The sequence below is a fragment of the Kitasatospora sp. NPDC008050 genome (genome assembly GCF_042957465.1).
Classification (GTDB): domain Bacteria; phylum Actinomycetota; class Actinomycetes; order Streptomycetales; family Streptomycetaceae; genus Kitasatospora.
The window spans coordinates 40851-58725 of record NZ_JBIBIJ010000002.1; the positions used below are offsets into that span (position 1 = coordinate 40851).

17 protein-coding genes are annotated in these 17875 nt (G+C 72.6%); 13 read left to right on the forward strand and 4 right to left on the reverse strand.

Going from position 1 to position 17875, the window contains the following annotated elements; translation table 11 throughout:
• Positions 1-7: 7 nt before the first annotated feature.
• The 4 genes from tilS to folE all read left to right on the forward strand — a co-directional run bounded on the left by tilS (position 8) and on the right by folE (position 4861).
• A complete protein-coding gene (gene tilS, locus ACFZB9_RS03680; protein ID WP_391443366.1) occupies positions 8-1219 on the forward strand; it encodes a tRNA lysidine(34) synthetase TilS in 1212 nt (403 codons plus the stop codon).
• A gap of 41 nt (positions 1220-1260) precedes the next feature.
• Positions 1261-1815: a hypoxanthine phosphoribosyltransferase gene (gene hpt / locus ACFZB9_RS03685; protein ID WP_391443367.1), complete on the forward strand. Its 555-nt coding sequence runs from the start codon at positions 1261-1263 to the stop codon at positions 1813-1815.
• 270 nt (positions 1816-2085) lie between these two features.
• Positions 2086-4131, forward strand: a complete 2046-nt coding sequence (gene ftsH / locus ACFZB9_RS03690; protein ID WP_391443368.1) for an ATP-dependent zinc metalloprotease FtsH — start codon at positions 2086-2088, stop codon at positions 4129-4131.
• A 124-nt stretch (positions 4132-4255) separates the two neighbouring features.
• Positions 4256-4861: a GTP cyclohydrolase I FolE gene (gene folE, locus ACFZB9_RS03695; protein ID WP_391443369.1), complete on the forward strand. Its 606-nt coding sequence runs from the start codon at positions 4256-4258 to the stop codon at positions 4859-4861.
• A 50-nt stretch (positions 4862-4911) separates the two neighbouring features.
• On the opposite strand, the gene ACFZB9_RS03700 is transcribed toward folE, so the two are convergent.
• The gene (locus tag ACFZB9_RS03700; RefSeq protein WP_391443370.1) at positions 4912-6093 is read right to left on the reverse strand and encodes an alpha/beta hydrolase; all 1182 of its coding nucleotides are present in this window, start codon (positions 6091-6093) and stop codon (positions 4912-4914) included.
• 426 nt (positions 6094-6519) lie between these two features.
• Between ACFZB9_RS03700 and ACFZB9_RS03705 the strand changes: the two genes are divergently transcribed.
• From ACFZB9_RS03705 to ACFZB9_RS03735, 7 genes are all read left to right on the forward strand, one after another.
• Positions 6520-8373 carry a phosphatidylglycerol lysyltransferase domain-containing protein gene (locus ACFZB9_RS03705; RefSeq protein WP_391443371.1) on the forward strand — a complete coding sequence of 618 codons (1854 nt, stop codon included), beginning with the start codon at positions 6520-6522 and terminating at the stop codon, positions 8371-8373.
• A gap of 87 nt (positions 8374-8460) precedes the next feature.
• Entirely contained in the window at positions 8461-9315 is an 855-nt protein-coding gene (folP, locus tag ACFZB9_RS03710; RefSeq protein WP_391443372.1) for a dihydropteroate synthase, read from the forward strand.
• Between the two features lie 188 nt (positions 9316-9503).
• Positions 9504-9986: a nuclear transport factor 2 family protein gene (locus tag ACFZB9_RS03715; RefSeq protein ID WP_391444251.1), complete on the forward strand. Its 483-nt coding sequence runs from the start codon at positions 9504-9506 to the stop codon at positions 9984-9986.
• Positions 9987-10076: 90 nt separating this feature from the next.
• On the forward strand, positions 10077-10436 hold the full coding sequence (gene folB / locus ACFZB9_RS03720) for a dihydroneopterin aldolase (RefSeq protein WP_391444253.1): 360 nt from the start codon (positions 10077-10079) through the stop codon (positions 10434-10436).
• Between the two features lie 49 nt (positions 10437-10485).
• Entirely contained in the window at positions 10486-11085 is a 600-nt protein-coding gene (gene folK / locus ACFZB9_RS03725) for a 2-amino-4-hydroxy-6-hydroxymethyldihydropteridine diphosphokinase (protein WP_391443373.1), read from the forward strand.
• Positions 11086-11196: 111 nt separating this feature from the next.
• Positions 11197-11691, forward strand: coding sequence for a DUF3180 domain-containing protein (locus tag ACFZB9_RS03730; RefSeq protein ID WP_391443374.1), 495 nt, complete (start codon positions 11197-11199; stop codon positions 11689-11691).
• Between the two features lie 103 nt (positions 11692-11794).
• A complete protein-coding gene (locus ACFZB9_RS03735) occupies positions 11795-13099 on the forward strand; it encodes a hypothetical protein (RefSeq protein ID WP_391443375.1) in 1305 nt (434 codons plus the stop codon).
• Between the two features lie 110 nt (positions 13100-13209).
• Here ACFZB9_RS03735 and ACFZB9_RS03740 read toward each other — a convergent pair whose 3' ends face one another.
• Positions 13210-13785 carry a TerD family protein gene (locus ACFZB9_RS03740; protein WP_391443376.1) on the reverse strand — a complete coding sequence of 192 codons (576 nt, stop codon included), beginning with the start codon at positions 13783-13785 and terminating at the stop codon, positions 13210-13212.
• A 100-nt stretch (positions 13786-13885) separates the two neighbouring features.
• Positions 13886-14371 carry a hypothetical protein gene (locus ACFZB9_RS03745; protein ID WP_391444255.1) on the reverse strand — a complete coding sequence of 162 codons (486 nt, stop codon included), beginning with the start codon at positions 14369-14371 and terminating at the stop codon, positions 13886-13888.
• A gap of 76 nt (positions 14372-14447) precedes the next feature.
• On the opposite strand from ACFZB9_RS03745, the gene arfB reads away from it, so the two are divergent.
• Positions 14448-14879: an alternative ribosome rescue aminoacyl-tRNA hydrolase ArfB gene (gene arfB, locus ACFZB9_RS03750; protein ID WP_391443377.1), complete on the forward strand. Its 432-nt coding sequence runs from the start codon at positions 14448-14450 to the stop codon at positions 14877-14879.
• A gap of 103 nt (positions 14880-14982) precedes the next feature.
• Here arfB and ACFZB9_RS03755 read toward each other — a convergent pair whose 3' ends face one another.
• Positions 14983-15528, reverse strand: a complete 546-nt coding sequence (locus tag ACFZB9_RS03755; protein ID WP_391444257.1) for a flavin reductase family protein — start codon at positions 15526-15528, stop codon at positions 14983-14985.
• A 440-nt stretch (positions 15529-15968) separates the two neighbouring features.
• On the opposite strand from ACFZB9_RS03755, the gene ACFZB9_RS03760 reads away from it, so the two are divergent.
• Complete coding sequence (locus ACFZB9_RS03760; RefSeq protein ID WP_391443378.1) at positions 15969-17828, forward strand: diguanylate cyclase domain-containing protein; 1860 nt, start codon at positions 15969-15971, stop codon at positions 17826-17828.
• Positions 17829-17875: the final 47 nt, after the last annotated feature.

The following is a 17875-nucleotide window of genomic DNA, read 5'->3' on the forward strand; positions in this document are numbered from 1 at the left end:
GCTCCCCGTGGGCCCACACCCCGCCGTCGCGGCGATACGCCTGGCCGTCCGCCGCGCCTTGATGGACCTCGCGGCCGAGGCCGCTGTCCCGATCCCGGTCGCCGCCTCGCGGCGCGCCGCTCCGATCCCCGTCCCCAGCTCCGCCGTCCCCACCCCGGTCGGCTCCGCCCCGGCCGGCCCCGCGCCGGTCACCGCGCAGAGCGTGTGCGCGCCGAGCACCGTGCTGATCGGCAACGCCCGCCGTCATCCCTCCGGACTGCCCCGGGTCCCCGCCGCCCCCGGCTCCCCGCTGGTCCTGGTCGCCGTCAGCGGCGGCGCGGACTCCATGGCACTCGCCATCGCCACCGCCTTCGAAGCCCCCAAGCTCGGCCTGCGGGTCGGTGCGGTCACCGTCGACCACGGCCTGCAGAGCGGCTCCGCCGAGCGGGCCCGCCAGGTCGCCGAACGCCTGCGGGCGCTGGGCCTGGACCCGGTGGAGGCCGTCCCGGTCCGGGTCGGGCGGCAGGGCGGCCCGGAGTCCGCCGCCCGGGACGCCCGCTACGCCGCGCTGGACGAGGCCGCCGACCGCCACCAGGCGCTGGCGGTCTTCCTCGGCCACACCCGCGACGACCAGGCCGAGACGGTGCTGCTGGGCCTGGCCCGCGGCTCCGGCGCCCGTTCGCTGGCCGGCATGCCCGCGCAGAAGGGCCGCTACCGCCGCCCGCTGCTCGACCTGGACCGTGCCGCCACCCGGCAGGCCTGCGCCGCGCAGTCCATCCCGGTCTGGGACGACCCGCACAACCTGGACCCCGCCTACACCCGGGCCCGGGTGCGCCACGAGGTGCTGCCGGTGCTGGAGAAGCACCTGGGCCACGGTGTGGTGGAGGCCCTGGCCCGCACCGCCCGGCTCTTCCGGGACGACGCGGACGCGCTCGACCAGTGGGCCAGCCGGGCCGAGCAGGAGCTCTACCGGCCCGACCAGGGCCCCGAGCGGGGCATCGGCCAGGGGGTGCTGCCGGTAGCCGCACTGGCCGAACTGCCCGCCGCGGTGCGCCGCCGGGTGCTGCGCCGGGCCGCGCTGCGCACCGGTTCCCCGGCCGGCGACCTGTTCGCCCGCCATCTGGAGACGGTCGACCTGCTGGTCACCGGCTGGCGCGGCCAGGGGCCGCTGCAGCTACCCGGGGGCGTCGAGGTCACCCGTAGGTGTGGCAACCTGGTGTTTCGGCGGCAGGACGACTGACCGCCGGCACAGGACCACAAACCCTTGAGGACGTACTCCCGGTGGACGACAAGGACATGGGCGCCGACCTGGCGAAGGTGCTCATCAGCAAGGCCGAGATCGACGCGAAGCTGCTGGAGCTGGCGGAGCGGATCGACCGGGACTACGCCGGGAAGGACCTGCTGATCGTCGGCGTCCTCAAGGGCGCGGTCATGGTCATGGCCGACCTCGCCCGGGCGCTGCACTCGCAGGTCACGATGGACTGGATGGCGGTCTCGTCCTACGGGATGGGCACCAAGTCCTCCGGGGTGGTGCGGATCCTCAAGGACCTGGACACCGACATCGCCGGCCGCGACGTGCTGATCGTCGAGGACATCATCGACTCCGGTCTGACGCTGTCCTGGCTGCTCGGCAACCTCGGCTCGCGCGGCCCGGCCTCGCTGGAGGTCTGCACCCTGCTGCGCAAGCCGGACGCCGCCAAGGTGGAGATCGACGTCAAGTACGTGGGCTTCGACATCCCCAACGAGTTCGTGGTCGGGTACGGCCTGGACTACGCCGAGAAGCTCCGCAACCTGCCGTTCATCGGTACGCTCGCCCCACACGTCTACGGCGGCTGAGCGGTCCAACTGAGCCGAAGGCGGGACGTCGGGGAACAGTTCGCCGATTTCACCCGTTGGAGTCGGCAGGCGTACAACTGCACAGAGTGGTGGCGCCTTGCTTCCACAGAGCAGGGCACTACTGCTGTACGGTCAAATTACCCTCTCGTCGTACGAGCGTGCTGACGAGGGCGGAGTGCACTCGCACATATCGGATTGCACCGACGGGCCAGCCGGCCCGGAGGGTGCCGTTGAGTGGCAGGAGGGACGGGGCGGCAACGCCCCGCATGGATGGACGTCAAGCGATACTTCCGCGCGCCGATCGCATGGATCCTCCTGGCAGTCGTCGCCGTCATTGTGCTGATGCAGGTCGTTTCGGACTCGAACGGCTACAAGACGGTGGACACCGGCCAGGTGGTGGCGGCGATCGACGCTGGCCAGGTCAAGCAGGCCCAGCTCACCACCGGTGACTCCAACACCATCAAGATCGAACTCAACCCCGGTGCCACGCTTTCCAGCGCCGGCTCCGGCGGCAAGAGCCCGTCCGGCAGCAAGTTCCAGGCCTCCTACATCGGGGACCAGGGCAAGGATCTCGCGGCCACGCTGCAGAGCCAGGTCGACAAGGGCCAGCTGCCGCAGGGCTACACGATCAGCCCCGAGAAGCAGTCGACCTTCGTCAGCCTGCTGCTCTCGATGCTGCCGATCGTCATCATCGTGCTGGTCTTCCTCTTCCTGATGAACCAGATGCAGGGTGGCGGCTCGCGGGTCATGCAGTTCGGCAAGTCCAAGGCCAAGCTGCTGACCAAGGACACCCCGAAGACCACCTTCGCCGACGTCGCCGGCGCCGACGAGGCGGTCGAGGAGCTCCACGAGATCAAGGAGTTCCTGCAGGAGCCGGCCAAGTTCCAGGCGGTCGGTGCCAAGATCCCCAAGGGCGTGCTGCTCTACGGCCCGCCCGGTACCGGCAAGACCCTGCTCGCCCGCGCGGTCGCGGGTGAGGCGGGCGTGCCGTTCTACTCGATCTCCGGGTCCGACTTCGTCGAGATGTTCGTCGGTGTCGGTGCCTCCCGGGTGCGCGACCTCTTCGAGCAGGCCAAGGCGAACGCCCCGGCGATCGTCTTCGTCGACGAGATCGACGCGGTCGGCCGCCACCGCGGCGCCGGCCTCGGCGGCGGTCACGACGAGCGCGAGCAGACCCTCAACCAGCTGCTGGTCGAGATGGACGGCTTCGACGTCAAGGGCGGCGTGATCCTGATCGCCGCCACCAACCGCCCGGACATCCTGGACCCGGCGCTCCTGCGCCCGGGCCGCTTCGACCGGCAGATCGCCGTCGAGCGCCCCGACCTGCAGGGCCGCCTGGACATCCTCAAGGTGCACCAGAAGGGCAAGCCGGTCGCGCCGGACGTCGACCTCAAGGCCGTCGCCAAGCGCACCCCGGGCTTCACCGGTGCGGACCTGGCGAACGTCCTCAACGAGGCCGCGCTGCTGACCGCCCGCTCCGACAAGAAGCTGGTCGACAACGTCACGCTGGACGAGGCGATCGACCGCGTGGTGGCCGGCCCGCAGAAGCGCACCCGGATCATGTCCGAGAAGGAAAAGAAGATCACCGCGTACCACGAGGGCGGCCACGCCCTGGTCGCGGCGGCCTGCCCGAACAGCGACCCGGTGCACAAGATCACCATCCTGTCCCGTGGTCGGGCGCTCGGCTACACCATGGTGTTGCCGGAGGAGGACAAGTACTCGACCACCCGTAACGAGATGCTCGACCAGCTGGCCTACATGCTGGGCGGGCGCGCGGCGGAGGAGCTGGTCTTCCACGACCCGACCACCGGCGCCTCGAACGACATCGAGAAGGCCACCGCCACCGCCCGCGCGATGGTCACCCAGTACGGCATGACCGAGCGCCTGGGTGCGATCAAGTTCGGCTCCGACAACGCCGAGCCGTTCCTGGGCCGTGAGATGGGCCACCAGCGCGACTACTCGGAAGAGGTCGCCGGGCTGGTGGACGAGGAGGTCAAGAAGCTGATCGAGAACGCGCACAACGAGGCCTGGGAGATCCTGGTCGAGAACCGCGACGTGCTCGACAACCTGGTTCTGGAGCTCCTGGAGAAGGAGACCCTGAACAAGGAGCAGATCGCCGAGATCTTCGCGCCCATCGTGAAGCGCCCGGCTCGCCCCGCCTGGACCGGTTCGGCCCGACGCACCCCGTCGACCCGCCCGCCGGTGCAGTCCCCGAAGGAGCTGGCGCTGACCAACGGCTCCGCCGCCTCCGTCGACTCCGCCCCGGTGGACATCGTCAAGCTCCCGCCGGTCGGTGGGGACTCGTCCCAGGGCTGAGCCTTCGGCCGGACGGAACGGCTGGACGGAATGGATGCCGCGTTTCCAGGGTTTGTACCCTGGAGGCGCGGCATTCGTGTGACTGGTGCCGCTCACTCTTCCCAGCTACTTGTGTGAGGTTCGCATGATCGATCCGGTGACGCTCGACGGACAGAGCGCCGTCGGCACCTTCGACCAGAAGCGAGCCGAGAACGCTGTGCGCGAGCTGCTGATCGCCGTCGGCGAGGACCCGGACCGCGAGGGGCTGCTGGAGACCCCCGCCCGGGTCGCGCGGGCCTACAAGGAGATCTTCTCCGGCCTCTGGCAGCAGCCGGAGGATGTGCTGACCACCACCTTCGACCTCGGCCACGACGAGATGGTGCTGGTGAAGGACATCGAGGTGTTCTCGACCTGCGAGCACCACCTGGTCCCCTTCCAGGGCGTGGCGCACGTCGGCTACATCCCGGCCATCAGCGGCAAGATCACCGGCCTGTCGAAGCTGGCCCGGCTGGTCGACGTCTTCGCGCGCCGCCCCCAGGTGCAGGAGCGGCTGACCAGCCAGGTCGCCGACTCGCTGATGCGGATCCTGGAGCCGCGCGGCGCGATCGTGGTGATCGAGTGCGAGCACATGTGCATGTCGATGCGCGGCATCCGCAAGCCGGGCGCCAAGACCATCACCTCGGCCGTCCGCGGCCAGCTGCGCGACCCCGCCACCCGCGCCGAGGCGATGAGCCTGATCATCGGGCGCTGACCCGGGTCGGGCCCACCCGTCGCCCCCTCGGCGGCCGCTTCGACGCCCGCTCAGGCTCGCGGTTCGCGGTCCTGTGGCGGCGCCAGGTGGTCGCTCATCCATTCCAGGGAGGCGGGCAGCTCGCGGCACCAGGTCTCGAAGTTGTGGCCGCCGTCGGGCAGGAAGAGCGAGTCGACGGTGAGTTCGGGGTGCGCGGCGGTGACCGGTGCCGCCGAGTTCAGGAACTGCTCGGTGGCCGGGTAGTTCTCCTCCGTCCGGGTGGTGACGATCATCAGGGAGCTCTTCGGCACGGGCAGGTTGTGCAGCCGCCAGCTCAGGTCGTAGCTCTGCGCCAGCTGCTGGTTGCCGCCGAACAGGTCACCGCTGGCCCACGGGTCCGGGACCACCTGGTAGTCCCCGTGCAGCGCGGCCGCCGAGCCGTAGGCGTCGGGATCGCGCAGCGTCAGGCGCAGGGCGCAGGCGCCGCCGGTGGAGTAGCCGAGCACGCCCCAGGAGGCGGGCGAGCGGCTCACCCGGTAGGCCGAGCGCAGCGCGGTGGGCACGTCCTTGGCGAACCAGGTCTCGCTCTGCGGACCGCCCGGGACGTCCACGCACTCGGTGTCGCGCGGAGCGGCCACCGCGGGCCGGGCCATCACCACGATGGTGGGTGCCATCCGGCCGGTGCGCTGCAGGTCCCAGGCGGTCTGCGGAGCGTGCAGATCACTCAGCAGCGCGAGCGCGGGGGCCGGAAAGCCGGCCAGGGTGAGCAGCACCGGAAAGCGCTCCCGGGAGTACTTCGGATTGAAGTACTCGGGTGGCAGATAGATGAACATCTGGTCCGACATCCCGGTCAGCTTGCCGGTCACCCGGATGGAATCCACCCGGCCGACGTCCTGCGGTCTGCCCTGTGGCAGGTCGGTGATGCCGGACAGGCCGCTCTCCTCGGCCGGCTGCACCAGCGCGCCGCCGCTCGGCGGGCCGCCCTTGCCGCCCGGCACCGGGCTGAGCGCCAGCTTGCTGGTGTCGGGGGAGAGCAGGTCGTGCCAGGAGGTGTAGAAGCCGTAGCTGTCGTTGACGGCCAGCCCGCAGATGGCCAGGACCAGTACCTGAGTGGCCGTCAGCATGCCCAGTCGGCCGAACAGGTGCACCGGTCCGGGCCCGGCGAGCCGGGGCCAGAGCCAGATCACGGCCGCGGTGATCAGCAGGGCGAACGCCACCATGACGTACACCAGCGCGCTGCTGGTCAGTTCCATCCCAGAGCCTTCCCTGGTGCGCCGGACGGGCTGGCGTGGCGTCAAAGACAGGCCCGGCCAGGCGTCACGGGGTTCAACACGTAGTCGGCGGGTACCGCTGACTCATCATCCGAGACGGATCGGCGGGCAGCCACCGGAGCCGCTCCAGCCCACTTGGGCAACGCCAGGTGAATGGCGGGCGGCACGGGTGCGCCGTCGTCAGCCGGTCGGCTTCACCCACAGGAACCAAAGCTCTAGACTTCGGCGTCGCCACTCGTGCGGGGGGCCGGGACCGGTCCGCCCGGCGGCCGGTTCCACGCGGTGGACCAGCCATTACTCGCTCTTGACGGTCTCATGGTCAAGGTAAGGACATACGTATGAAGGCCCATCACGGCTCATCCTTCTGGGTGACCGGGCACCTGTGCACACCCTCTAGGCTGAGTTCCCATGAGCGTTCCCGTGTCCACTGAGCAGGATTCTCAGGCCCCGGAGCAGCCCCGCCGAAGGGGCCTGCAGACGCTGCGCACCCAGGCTGCCGCCGTCCCGCGCGCCTGGCTGCCGGGTGCGGTGGGCTATGCCTGCCTGCTGATCGGGCTGGTGGACATCGCCAGCGCCGTCTTCCCGAAGCTGCGCCGCACCAGGATGCACACCTGGGCCGGTCAGCTGCCCGGCACCACCACCACGCTGGCCACCGCGGGCACCCTGCTGGTCGGCATCCTGCTGGTGCTGCTGGCGCACGCGCTGCGCCGGCGCAAGCAGCGGGCCTGGCGGATGGTCTGCGTGCTGCTGCCGGTCGGCGCCGCGCTGCACGTGCTGCGCTGGCACCAGGTCGGCCCCGCCATCGTCTCGGTGGTGCTCTTCGTGGTGATGCTGGTGCACCGCCGCGAGTTCTACGCCAAGGCCGACCCGCGCACCCGCTGGCGGGCGCTGCTGAACCTGGTCGTGATGGGCGCGATCAGCCTGGGCCTGGGCCTGCTGATCGTCAGCGCCCACCCGGCCAAGGAGATGGGCCACCCGAGTCTGCTCGACCGGCTGCACGAGACCGTCTGGGGCCTGTTCGGCCTGGACGGCCCGATCAGCTACCACCCGGACCGGATCGGCGACGTGGTCGGCTACTCGCTGGCCGGGCTCGGTCTGCTGACCGCCGTCTCCACCGCCTACCTGCTGCTGCGCCCGGAGAAGCCGGAGCCGGAGCTGACCGCCGACGAGGAGGTCAAGGTCCGCGCCCTGCTGGAGCGGCACGGCGAGCGCGACTCGCTGGGCTACTTCGCGCTGCGCCGGGACAAGAGCGTGCTCTTCTCGCCGACCGGCAAGGCGGCGATCTCCTACCGGGTGATCTCCGGCGTGATGCTCGCCTCCGGTGACCCGGTGGGCGACGTGGAGGCCTGGCCGGGTGCCATCAAGGTCTTCATGGCGCAGGCCCGCGAGCACGCCTGGGTGCCGGCCGTGGTCGGCTGCAGCGAGGTCGGCGGCGAGGTCTGGACCCGCGAGGCCGGGCTGGACGCGCTGGAGCTGGGCGACGAGGCGATCGTGGACGCGACCACCTTCTCGATGGCCGGGCGCGCGATGCGCAACGTGCGTCAGATGGTCAAGCGGATCGAGCGCAACGGCTACTCCTGCCAGGTGCGCCGGGTCAGCGACCTGACCCGCGAGGAGAAGCTGCGGATCGCCGACGCCGCCGCCCGCTGGCGCGGCACCGACACCGAGCGCGGTTTCTCGATGGCGCTGGGCCGTTTCGGTGACCCGGCGGACGACAACTGCGTGGTGGTCACCGCGCACAAGGAGCCGGAGGAGGGCGACGCCAGCGGAGACGACCTCAAGGCCGTGCTGCACTTCGTGCCGTGGGGACCGGACGGCATCTCGCTGGAGCTGATGCGCCGCGACCGCGCGGCCGACCCCGGCCTGAACGAGCTGCTGATCGTGGCGGCGCTGCAGGCGGTGCCGGCCATGGGCATCCGCCGGGTCTCGCTGAACTTCGCGATGTTCCGCTCCGCGCTGGCCCGTGGTGAGCGGATCGGCGCCGGTCCGGTGCTGCGGGCCTGGCGCGGGCTGCTGGTCTTCCTCTCGCGCTGGTTCCAGATCGAGTCGCTGTACAAGTTCAACGCCAAGTTCCAGCCGGAGTGGGAGCCGCGGTTCATGGTCTACCCGAACACCCGGGACCTGCCGCGGATCGGCTTCGCGGTGATGCAGGCCGAGGCGTTCATCACGCTGGGCATGCCGAAGTTCGGCCGCAAGCGCCAGCGTCAGGGGCTCATGCCGGTGCCCGCGGGCGACAGCACGTCGATCGCCCCGGCGGCCTAGCCGCATCCTTCGCCCGCTGCCCAGCCCCTGCCGGCCCTGCCCGGCAGGGGCTGGGGTGTTCTCGGGAGCCGGGCCGATAATGGGCTCATGAACAACCCGCTGCCCGGTTTTCCGCACCTCGAACGCTGTGCCGTGATGGGCGTCGTCAACGTGACGCCCGATTCCTTCTCGGACGGCGGGCAGTGGCTGGATCCGGCTGCCGCGGTGGCGCACGGTCTTGACCTGGTGGCCCGCGGCGCGGACCTGGTGGATGTCGGCGGGGAGTCGACCCGCCCCGGTTCGCAGCGGGTCACCGAGGCGGAGGAGCTGCGCCGGGTGCTGCCGGTGGTCCGGCAGCTGGCGGCGGCCGGGGTGCTGGTCTCGGTGGACACCATGCGGGCCGTGGTGGCGGAGCAGGCGCTGGCGGCCGGGGCGGTGCTGGTCAACGACGTCTCCGGCGGGCTGGCCGACCCGGCGATGGCCGCGGTGGTGGCCGAGCACGGGGCGCCCTTCGTGGTGATGCACTGGCGCGGCCAGTCCGCGGACATGGACCGGCTCGCGGTCTACGAGGACGTGGTGGCCGATGTGGTGGCCGAGCTCACCGTGCGGATCGAGGCGCTGCTGGCGGCGGGCGTCAAGGAGGAGCAGCTGATCCTGGACCCGGGGCTCGGCTTCGCCAAGACCAGCGAGCACAACTGGTCGCTGCTGGCGGGTTTGGACGCGCTCACCGCCTTGGGTCGCCCGGTACTGGTGGCGGCATCCCGCAAGCGCTTCCTGGGTACGCTGCTCGCCGACCCGGAAACCGGGCAGCTGCGCCCGGCCCGGCAGCGCGACGACGCCACGGCGGCGATCTCGGTGCTCTCGGCCCGGGCCGGGGCCTGGGCCGTGCGGGTGCACGACGTGGCGGGCACCGCGGACGCCGTCCGGGTGGTGGCCGCCTGGCAGGCGGCCGGTGCCAGCTGAGCCGGCCGCGGCCAAGCCGGATCGCCCGGGGCCGGGGCACCGGGGCCCGGAGCCGGGTCGGGGACCCGGCACCGGGGCCCGGAGCCGGGTCGGGGGGAGCGGGACCGAAGGAACAGACGGACGAACAGACGAGGACGCGAACGGAAGCGGGTGGTCGCGTGACTGGTGACGGCACGGTGGGCAACGGCATGCTGGACAACGGCGCGGCGGCCGCTCGGGCCGCCGCCGACCGGGAGGCAGTGCTGGCCGCCAACCAGCGGCTCTACGAGGCGCTGGAGAACGGCGATCTGGAGGCCATCGAGGACGTCTGGCTCTCCGCCGCGGACGCCGACGACAAGTCCGGCGTGGTCTGTGTGCACCCGGGGTGGCCGGTGCTGCGCGGGCGGGCCCAGGTCACCCGGTCGTATCTGCTGATCATGATGAACACCGAGTACATCCAGTTCTTCCTGACCGACGTCGAGTGCGAGGTCCAGGGCGATGTGGCCCTGGTCACCTGCACCGAGAACATCCTGTCCGGCGGCGAGGCCGAGGAGGAGGGCGAGCTGGGCCCGCTGGTCGGCGGCAAGGTCGTCTCCAGCAACCTGTTCCGTCGCACCGCCTCCGGCTGGCGCCTCTGGTCGCACCACGGCTCACCCGTACTGACCAGCGGGGATGACGAGGACGAGGACTGAGTCGCGGTCCGTTTCGGCTGCAAGGGTAGATTCGACGGACGGCGGGCGACCACGCCTGCCGTTCCAAGATCAGGAGCAGTGATTCAGTTGCTGGACCGCGTCACCCTGCGGGGCCTGCGTGCCCGCGGCCACCACGGCGTCTTCGAGCGTGAGCGGATCGAGGGGCAGACCTTCGTGGTCGACCTGGTCCTCTTCCTCGACACCCGCCCGGCCGCCTCCGGTGACGACCTCACTCGCACGGCCCACTACGGGATCGTCGCCGAGCAGGTCACGGCGATCATCGCCGGTGAACCCGTGGACCTGATCGAGACCCTGGCTCAGCGGATCGCCGACCAGTGCCTCGAGCACGAGGCGGTGGAGGAGGTCGAGGTCACGGTGCACAAGCCGGACGCGCCGATCACGGTGCCGTTCGACGATGTGACCATCACCATCCTCCGGCGCCGCGCATGAGGGTTACGGTGATTCCTGCATTTGAGCCGCCAGCCGAAGAGGACTTCTGATGAGTACCAGCGACCCGACGGCTTCGCCGACCACCTTCAACCTCGAGTACCGAGTGGACAGCGTCGACACCACCCTGCAGAACCCGCGCACCGCGGTGCTGGCCCTCGGCAGCAACCTCGGCAACCGGCTGGAGACCCTGCAGGGGGCCGTGGACGCGCTGGCGGACACGCCGGGCCTGCGGATCACCGCCGTCTCCGCGGTCTTCGAGACCGCCGCCCTGGGCGGACCGGGCGAGCAGCCCAACTACTACAACGCGGTGGTGGTGCTGCGCACCACGCTGCCGCCGTACTCCCTGCTGGAGCGGGCCAACGCGATCGAGGACGCCTTCGGGCGCGAGCGCGCCGTGCGCTGGGGTGCCCGCACGCTGGACGTCGACATCATCACCTACGAGGGCATGCTGAGCAGCGACCCGGTGCTGCTGCTGCCGCACCCGCGCGCCCACGAGCGCGTCTTCGTGCTCGCGCCGTGGAGCGACGCGGACCCGGACGGCGAGCTGCCGGACCACGGCAAGGTCACCGACCTGCTGGGCCGCCTCGGTGGCGAGGGCGCCCAGGGCGTGCGGCGCCGCACCGACATCCAGCTGCGCCTGCCCGAGTAAGCGTCCGACCGGCACGTGGGGCGGCCGGTGGCCGGTAATCGGCGCCGCGGGTGCGGGTACGGTGGGTTGGCGCTGCCCGCACCCCCGCCGCCCGGAAGGACCCTCTGTCCAGTGAAGCCGCTCCGCCTCCGTCTCCTGCTGGGCATCTTCGTGGTCGCGACGGCGCTGGCCTGGGCCGGTGCCAAGCTCTGGAACTCACTGGACACACTGCCGGGGGTGCCGGCCGCGGCCCCGGTGGTGCTGGCGGTCATCGCGGTGATCCTGCTCGCGACGGCGATCTCGCTGCGTTCCCGGCTGAAGGCGATGCGGGAGCGCACGCCGGGTGCCAAGCGGGTGGACCCGCTGAGCGCGGCCCGGGCGGTGGTGCTCGGGCAGGCCAGTGCGCTGGTCTCGGCGCTGGTCAGCGGTGTCTACGCGGGCCTGGGCATCGAGCTCCTCACGCTGCCCGACTTCAACGCCCACCGGGGCGCGGCGCTCACCGCGGGCCTGGCGGTGGTCGCCGGGGCCGGTGTGGTGGCGGCCGCGCTCTGGCTCCAGCACATCTGCAAGCTGCCGGAGGACGGCGGCGGCCACAACGGCAAGGGCGCGGCACCCTCGGCGCGGTGACGTGCCGTCAGTCGCCGACCGGCCCGGAGCCGACCTCCCACTGCCGAGGCGGGATGTGGGCTCAGGCTGACAGTGCCGCTATTCGCACGCTAGTTTCTTGCTCATGTCTCGCGGACGCCACCGACACTCCTCTCTGCTCAACCGCGCGCTACCGTACGCCGCGGCCGCCGCCCTGACCCTGGCCGCGCTCGCCGCTCTGCTCGCCAGCGCGGACGGCGTGGTGGTCCGCTCGGTCGGCGTCGCGTCGGTGCTCGCGGTGCTGGGCCTGGCCATGGTGCTGCGTCAGCGCGACCGTGCGGCCCGGGCCGCGGCGGACACCGCCGCGGTGCGCCGGGTGCGCGACGAGGAGCGGTACGAGGAGCAGCTGGCCGAGGCCGAGTACGCCGCCGAGGTCGCCGAGGAGCGGGCCAGCAGGCTCGGGCGCCGGCTGACGGCGGAGAAGTCGCGGCTGGCGAAGGCGGAGACCGAGATCGCCCGGTTGCTGCGCGAGCGGGCGGTGCAGGCGGCCGCGCAGGCGCTCAAGGAGGCCGAGGCCGCCCAGCAGGCGATCGAGGCGGCCCGCCCCGAGCACCCGGTGACGCCGGTGGCCTACCTGCGGGCGGCCAACGCGCTGCGGTTCCTGGAGCGGCGCGCGGAGCGTGCGGCGCGGGCCACCGCCGAGACGGAGCTGACGGCCCGTCGGAAGGCGTCGGCCTCGGCCGCCGCGGTGATCGCCACCCGGCCCGTCGCCCAGTTGTTGTCCGCCCAGCCCGCCGGCCAGCCATCCGTCACGCAGCCGTCCGTCGCTCAGCCGTCCGTCGCTCGGTCCGATGCTCGGCCGTCCGGTGGGAGCGCTGCCGAGGGGCCTGCCGAGGGCCCCGTCGCCGCTCCCCGGTCCGCCGTGCTGCCCGAGGTGCGCACCGCCTACCTGCCCGCCGGGCCGGCTCCGGCGGTACCGGCCGGGCGGATCGGTCGGCTGACGCCGCCCGAGGAGCGCCAGGAGCGCCAGGAGCGGCCCGCCGTGGCCGCCTCGCCGGTGCGCCCGGTGCTGCCGGCCATGGCGGCCGAGGCGGGCACGGCCGCGGCCGTGGTCCCGGTGGAGCGCCAGCGCCCGCGCCCGCAGCAGGGCGGGACCCGGGGTGCGGGCTTCAGCTTCTTCGACCGCGGCGCCGCGGTGCGGGCGGCGGCGCCGGCGCCCACGGTCGGCTCGGTCGCCGAGCTGGCGGAGCGCTCCGAGCTGGTCGAGCGCCCCGCGCCCGCCGCCGCGCCGGTGACGGTGGGCCGCCCGGTGCCGGAGCAGGATCTGGCGGACGTGCTCGGCGACGAGGTGGCGGCCGAGCACGAGCGCCGGCCCGAGGTGGTCGACCTGTCGCCGGACGACGAGACCGAGCTGCTCGACCTGCCGGAGCTGCGTGCCAACCAGGGCTAGCCGGCGACCGGACAGCCGTCGGGAGCACCGACCGGGTCGTCGAAGATCCGGCCGCCGAAAAACATGAGCCCGGCTCGAAACGAGCCGGGCTCAGGCGGTTGCCGGACCGGTCAGACGTTCACGCCGAAGTCCTGGGCGATGCCGACCAGGCCGGAGGCGTAGCCCTGGCCGACCGCGCGGAACTTCCACTCGCCGCCGTTGCGGTAGAGCTCGCCGAAGATCATCGCGGTCTCGGTGGCGGCGTCCTCGGAGAGGTCGTAGCGGGCGATCTCGGTGCCGCCGTGCGCGTTGAGCACCCGGATGTAGGCGTTGCGCACCTGGCCGAAGCTCTGCGCCCGGGCCACCCCGTCGTAGACGGTCACCGGGAAGACGATCCGCTCGGCCTGCGCGGGCAGGCCCGCCAGGTGGACGTTGATCTGCTCGTCGTCCCCCTCGCCGTCGCCGGTGCGGTTGTCGCCGGTGTGCACCACGGTGTCGTCGGGGGTGCGCAGGTTGTTGAAGAAGACGAAGTGGCCGTTGGAGAGCGCCTTGCCGGTCGCGTCCAGCACGATCGCGCTGGCGTCCAGGTCGAACTCGGCGCCGGTGGTGGTCCGGGCGTCCCAGCCCAGGCCCACGGTCACCGCGGCCAGCCCGGGGGCCTCCTTGGTCAGCGAGACGTTGCCGCCCTTGGTCAGGCTCACAGCCATGATCGTTTCCGGTCCCTTCGTCGACGTGCCGTCCTCGGGACAACGCCGCCGGTGGGCCGGGTGGTTCCCTTCGGCCCGGTCATGGCCTGGTCACGGCCGGTCAGACCCGGGGGAAGCGCGCCTGGACGGTCCAGATGTTCGGGTTGTCGGCCAGCGCGGGGTGCAGGTCGACGAGGTCGGCCAGCACGTCCTGCAGGAAGTCCCGGGCCTCGCGGCGCAGCGTGGCGTGCCGCACCACCACCGGCTCCTCGTCCAGCCAGGTGGCCGAGACCTCGACCAGGCCGAACCGGCGGGCGAACCGCAGCAGTTCGGTGGACTGGGTGAAGTCCAGGTCGGCCCGCTGGATGGCGGCCGCCCGGCTGCCGCGCGGGTCCTCGTCCAGCTGCTCGACGATGTCGCACAGCGCCCAGGCGAAGTCCAGCACCGGCACCCATCCCCAGGCTGTGGACAACTCCTGCTCGTCGTCGGCGAGGTAGACGTCGCCGCAGAACAGGTCGTGGCGCAGCGACCGCACGTCCGCGGTGCGGTAGTCGGTCTGCGGGGGGTCGGGGAACCGGACGGAGAGGGAGTAGCCGAGCTCGATCACGCGCTCATTGTCGCGGCCCGCGGCCGTGCGCGATAACCGGGTGACGGCGGCGGTGCGCGGCAGGGATGATGGACGCATGCCCGAGCCCATTCGCGTGCGGGGCTCGGTGGTGGTTCCGGAGGCCGAGCTCCAGTGGCGGTTCTCCCGCTCCAGCGGCCCCGGTGGCCAGCACGTCAACACCTCCGACACCCAGGTCGAGCTGCGCTACGACCTGGCCGCCTCGGCCGCCCTGCCCGAGGTGTGGAAGCAACGCGCCCTGGAGCGCCTGGCCGCCCGCCTGGTGGACGGCCGGGTGCTGGTGGTGCGCGCCAGCGAGCACCGCTCGCAGTGGCGCAACCGCGAGATCGCGGCCGCCCGGCTGGCCTCGCTGCTCGGCGAGGCGACCGCGCCGCCGCCCAAGGCGCGCCGGGCCACCAAGCCGAGCCGGGGCATGGTGGAGCGGCGGCTGGAGAACAAGCGGCGCCGCTCCGAGGTCAAGCGCGGCCGCGGCTCGCTGCGGGGCGAGTGACGCCCGGGCGGCGAGGCGTGTCCGGGCGCCCGAGCGCGGCCGTGTGCCCGAGCGCGTCCGGCCGCCGGGCCCGGTGCCGAGGCGGGCTCATGTTGGGTGGTGCTCAGGCCAGGTGCCGGTAGCCGGACCGGAAGTAGAGCAGCGGCCGCCCGTCCGGTGCGGGCACCTTGGCCTCCAGCACCCGTCCCACCAGCAGCGTGTGGTCGCCCGCGGCTATCCGCTGCTCGGTGCGGCACTCCACGGTGGCCAGTGCCCCCGTCACCAGCGGCGCGCCGCTGGCCGGGCCGCGCTGGTGCGGGGTGTCCGCGAAGAGCAGCCGGTCGCTCAGCCGGCCCTTCATGGCGAACCGCGAGGCCAGCGTCCGGTGCTGCTCGCCGAGCAGCGAGACCGCCCACAGGTCCAGCCGGGACAGCAGCTCGTCCATCCGGGAGTCCTCGCGCACCGAGATCAGCACCAGCGGCGGCTCCAGCGACACCGACAGGAACGAGGTCGCGGTCATCCCGGCGTCCTCGCCCGGCCCCGGGTCGGCCTGGCTGCCTTCGCCGGAGTCGTGAACGGTCACCAGCGCGACGCCGGCGGCGAGCTGGGACAGGGCGGCCCGGAACTCGTCCGGCGTGGCGAGGGAGGCAGCGGCGGGCTGCGGCGACATGGACACGTACCGCACGGTAGCCGTCGCACGGGGGCTGTGACATCAGGCGGTGGTCCTAGGCCCTGGGACGGGGTGCGACCGGGCCGGCCAGAGGGAGCCCTGGTGCGCTCGCGCCCGCCGGTCGGCCGTCTGGCCGCGTGGCATTCACCCTGGTCGGGGCCGTTCTCACCCGCAGCGGTGAAGTCCTGCGGCGAAGCGGCGGGCGGTCGCTACAGATTCGGCCGCACCCGACCGAACCGGAGGATGGCCATCGCAACATCGTGTCCGGGCATGACCGGGATGAACCGGGTTTGCCTGTCTATGCGTTGTGTGATTTGAGTCACAAGTGACGACCTATTGCTGACCGAGCGTGCCGATCGCTGTGCTCGCTGTGATTCAGTTCTTCTGGCAATCGGACGATAACCATCAAGACCTATCCGAAGAAGCCGGGGAGCCCCCGCATGGAAGCCGAGTCGGAGCCGTACGTCCGCCTCGCGACCCTCCGCACCTTGCACCGGGTCGTGGCGGACCTCAATGCTGCCCGCAGCCTGGCGGGCACCCTGCAGGCCGTGGTGGAGGGCTCGGTGCACGGCCTGGGCTTCGACGCGGCCGCGCTCAGCCTGGTGCGCCCGGACGGCGACCTGGTGGTGGCGGCGGTCTGGGAGTACGAGGACCGCGACTACGGCGGCCCCGCGGTGCTGCTCGGCCAGGTCGGCTCGCGCGAGTCCTGGGACCGGCTGCTGGCGGTCAGCGACCACTGGGGCACCCTGCGCTTCCTGCCGCACGACCGGGGCTGGGCGGTGGGCACCGACGTCCCGCGCTGGACCGGCGACGGCCCGCTGCCGGTCTACGCCAACGACTGGCACCCGGAGGACGGGCTGCTGGCTCCGATGTACAGCGCCGGCGGCGAGCTGCTCGGGGTGCTGAGCGTGGACCGCCCGCGCAGCGGCAAGCGCCCGGGCGCCTGGACCCGCGAGGCGCTGGAGATGTTCTCCCTGCAGGCCTCCATCGCCATCGGCAACGCCCGGCTACGCGCGGAGATGCAGCGCGCGCTGGCCCGGCTGGAGAAGGAGCAGCAGGCGCTGCGGGCCAGCGAGGAGAGCTTCCGGCAGGCCTTCGAGTACGCCCCCAGCGGGATGGCCATCACCGAGCTGCACGGCGCCGGGCGCGGCCAGCTGACCCGGGTCAACGACGCGCTCTGCCGGCTGCTCGGGCGCCCGCGCGCGGCGCTGCGCCAGCAGAGCTTCCTGGACCTGGTGCACCCCGAGGACCGCGGCCTGCTGGAGCGCACCAGCGCCGAGAGCGGCCGGGCCGAGCTGCGGCTGGCCCGGCGCGACGGCGGCTACCAGTGGGTCTGCCTGCGCAACTCGATCGTCGCGGACCCCGCCGAGGGCCCCAGCTTCCTGCTCACCCACGTGGAGGACATCGAGGACCGCAAGCGCCACGAGCTCCAGCTCGCCCACCGGGCCAGCCACGACGCGCTCACCGGCCTGCCGAACGGGTCCGAGCTGCGCGCCCGGCTGGCCCGCCGGCTCTGCTCGCTGCCGCAGGGCCCGGGCGGCGCCGCCGAGCACGGTGCGGTGGACCAGGTCCCCTGCGCGCTGGAGGGAGCGGCCACCACGCAGGTCTCCTCGGGCGCCTACGGGCCGCACAGCCCCCGCTGCGGGCAGGAGAGCCTGGAGCCCGCCGCGGGGCCGCTGGAGGGCGGCTGGAGCGTTCCGCCGCGCGGCGGGACGCTGGTGCACGGCTACTCGGAACGGCCCGGCGCGCCCGAGCGCTCCGGTTACGGCGCCCCGGCCCCCGAGCACGTGCATGCGGTGGTCCCCACCGGCGCCGGCTCCGAGAGTCCACCAGAGCCCTGGCACGGCCGCTCACGCGGCACCGCGACGCCCGCGCAGAAGGGGCTCGCGGTGCTCTTCTGTGACCTGGACGGGTTCAAGTCGGTCAACGACCGCTTCGGCCACAACGCCGGGGACGCGGTGCTGGTCGAGGTGGCCCGGCGGTTGCAGCAGGCGGTCCGTGAGGAGGACACGGTGGCCCGCCTCGGCGGCGACGAGTTCGTGGTGCTGGCCGACGGCCTCGGCGGCGAGGAGGCGAGCGACCTGGCGGTGCGGCTGCGCAACGCGGTCATCCCGCCGATGCGGATAGCCGGCCGGGTGGTCCGGGTCGGGGTCAGCATGGGGATCGGCTGGGCGGGCTGCGGGATGAGCATCGAAGAGGTGCTGCACGCGGCCGACAAGCGGATGTACGACGAGAAGCGGGCCCGTGGCGGGGCGGTGCGCGGCGCGCGGGGTGAACGCTCCCACCGCCGTGCGGTCTGACGCCGCCTCCGCGGCCGGCGGCCCGGTCGGCCGGGGTCCGGGACGGT

Bases quoted from the DNA above. Each gene is read 5' to 3' on its own strand.
- ftsH (WP_391443368.1), top strand. From the start codon at position 2,086: ATGGACGTCAAGCGATACTTCCGCGCGCCGATCGCATGGATCCTCCTG.
- folE (WP_391443369.1), top strand. From the start codon at position 4,256: ATGATCGATCCGGTGACGCTCGACGGACAGAGCGCCGTCGGCACCTTC.
- ACFZB9_RS03700 (WP_391443370.1), bottom strand. From the start codon at position 6,093: ATGGAACTGACCAGCAGCGCGCTGGTGTACGTCATGGTGGCGTTCGCC.
- ACFZB9_RS03705 (WP_391443371.1), top strand. From the start codon at position 6,520: ATGAGCGTTCCCGTGTCCACTGAGCAGGATTCTCAGGCCCCGGAGCAG.
- folP (WP_391443372.1), top strand. From the start codon at position 8,461: ATGAACAACCCGCTGCCCGGTTTTCCGCACCTCGAACGCTGTGCCGTG.
- ACFZB9_RS03715 (WP_391444251.1), top strand. From the start codon at position 9,504: ATGCTGGACAACGGCGCGGCGGCCGCTCGGGCCGCCGCCGACCGGGAG.
- folK (WP_391443373.1), top strand. From the start codon at position 10,486: ATGAGTACCAGCGACCCGACGGCTTCGCCGACCACCTTCAACCTCGAG.
- ACFZB9_RS03735 (WP_391443375.1), top strand. From the start codon at position 11,795: ATGTCTCGCGGACGCCACCGACACTCCTCTCTGCTCAACCGCGCGCTA.
- ACFZB9_RS03740 (WP_391443376.1), bottom strand. From the start codon at position 13,785: ATGGCTGTGAGCCTGACCAAGGGCGGCAACGTCTCGCTGACCAAGGAG.
- arfB (WP_391443377.1), top strand. From the start codon at position 14,448: ATGCCCGAGCCCATTCGCGTGCGGGGCTCGGTGGTGGTTCCGGAGGCC.
- ACFZB9_RS03755 (WP_391444257.1), bottom strand. From the start codon at position 15,528: ATGTCGCCGCAGCCCGCCGCTGCCTCCCTCGCCACGCCGGACGAGTTC.
- ACFZB9_RS03760 (WP_391443378.1), top strand. From the start codon at position 15,969: ATGGAAGCCGAGTCGGAGCCGTACGTCCGCCTCGCGACCCTCCGCACC.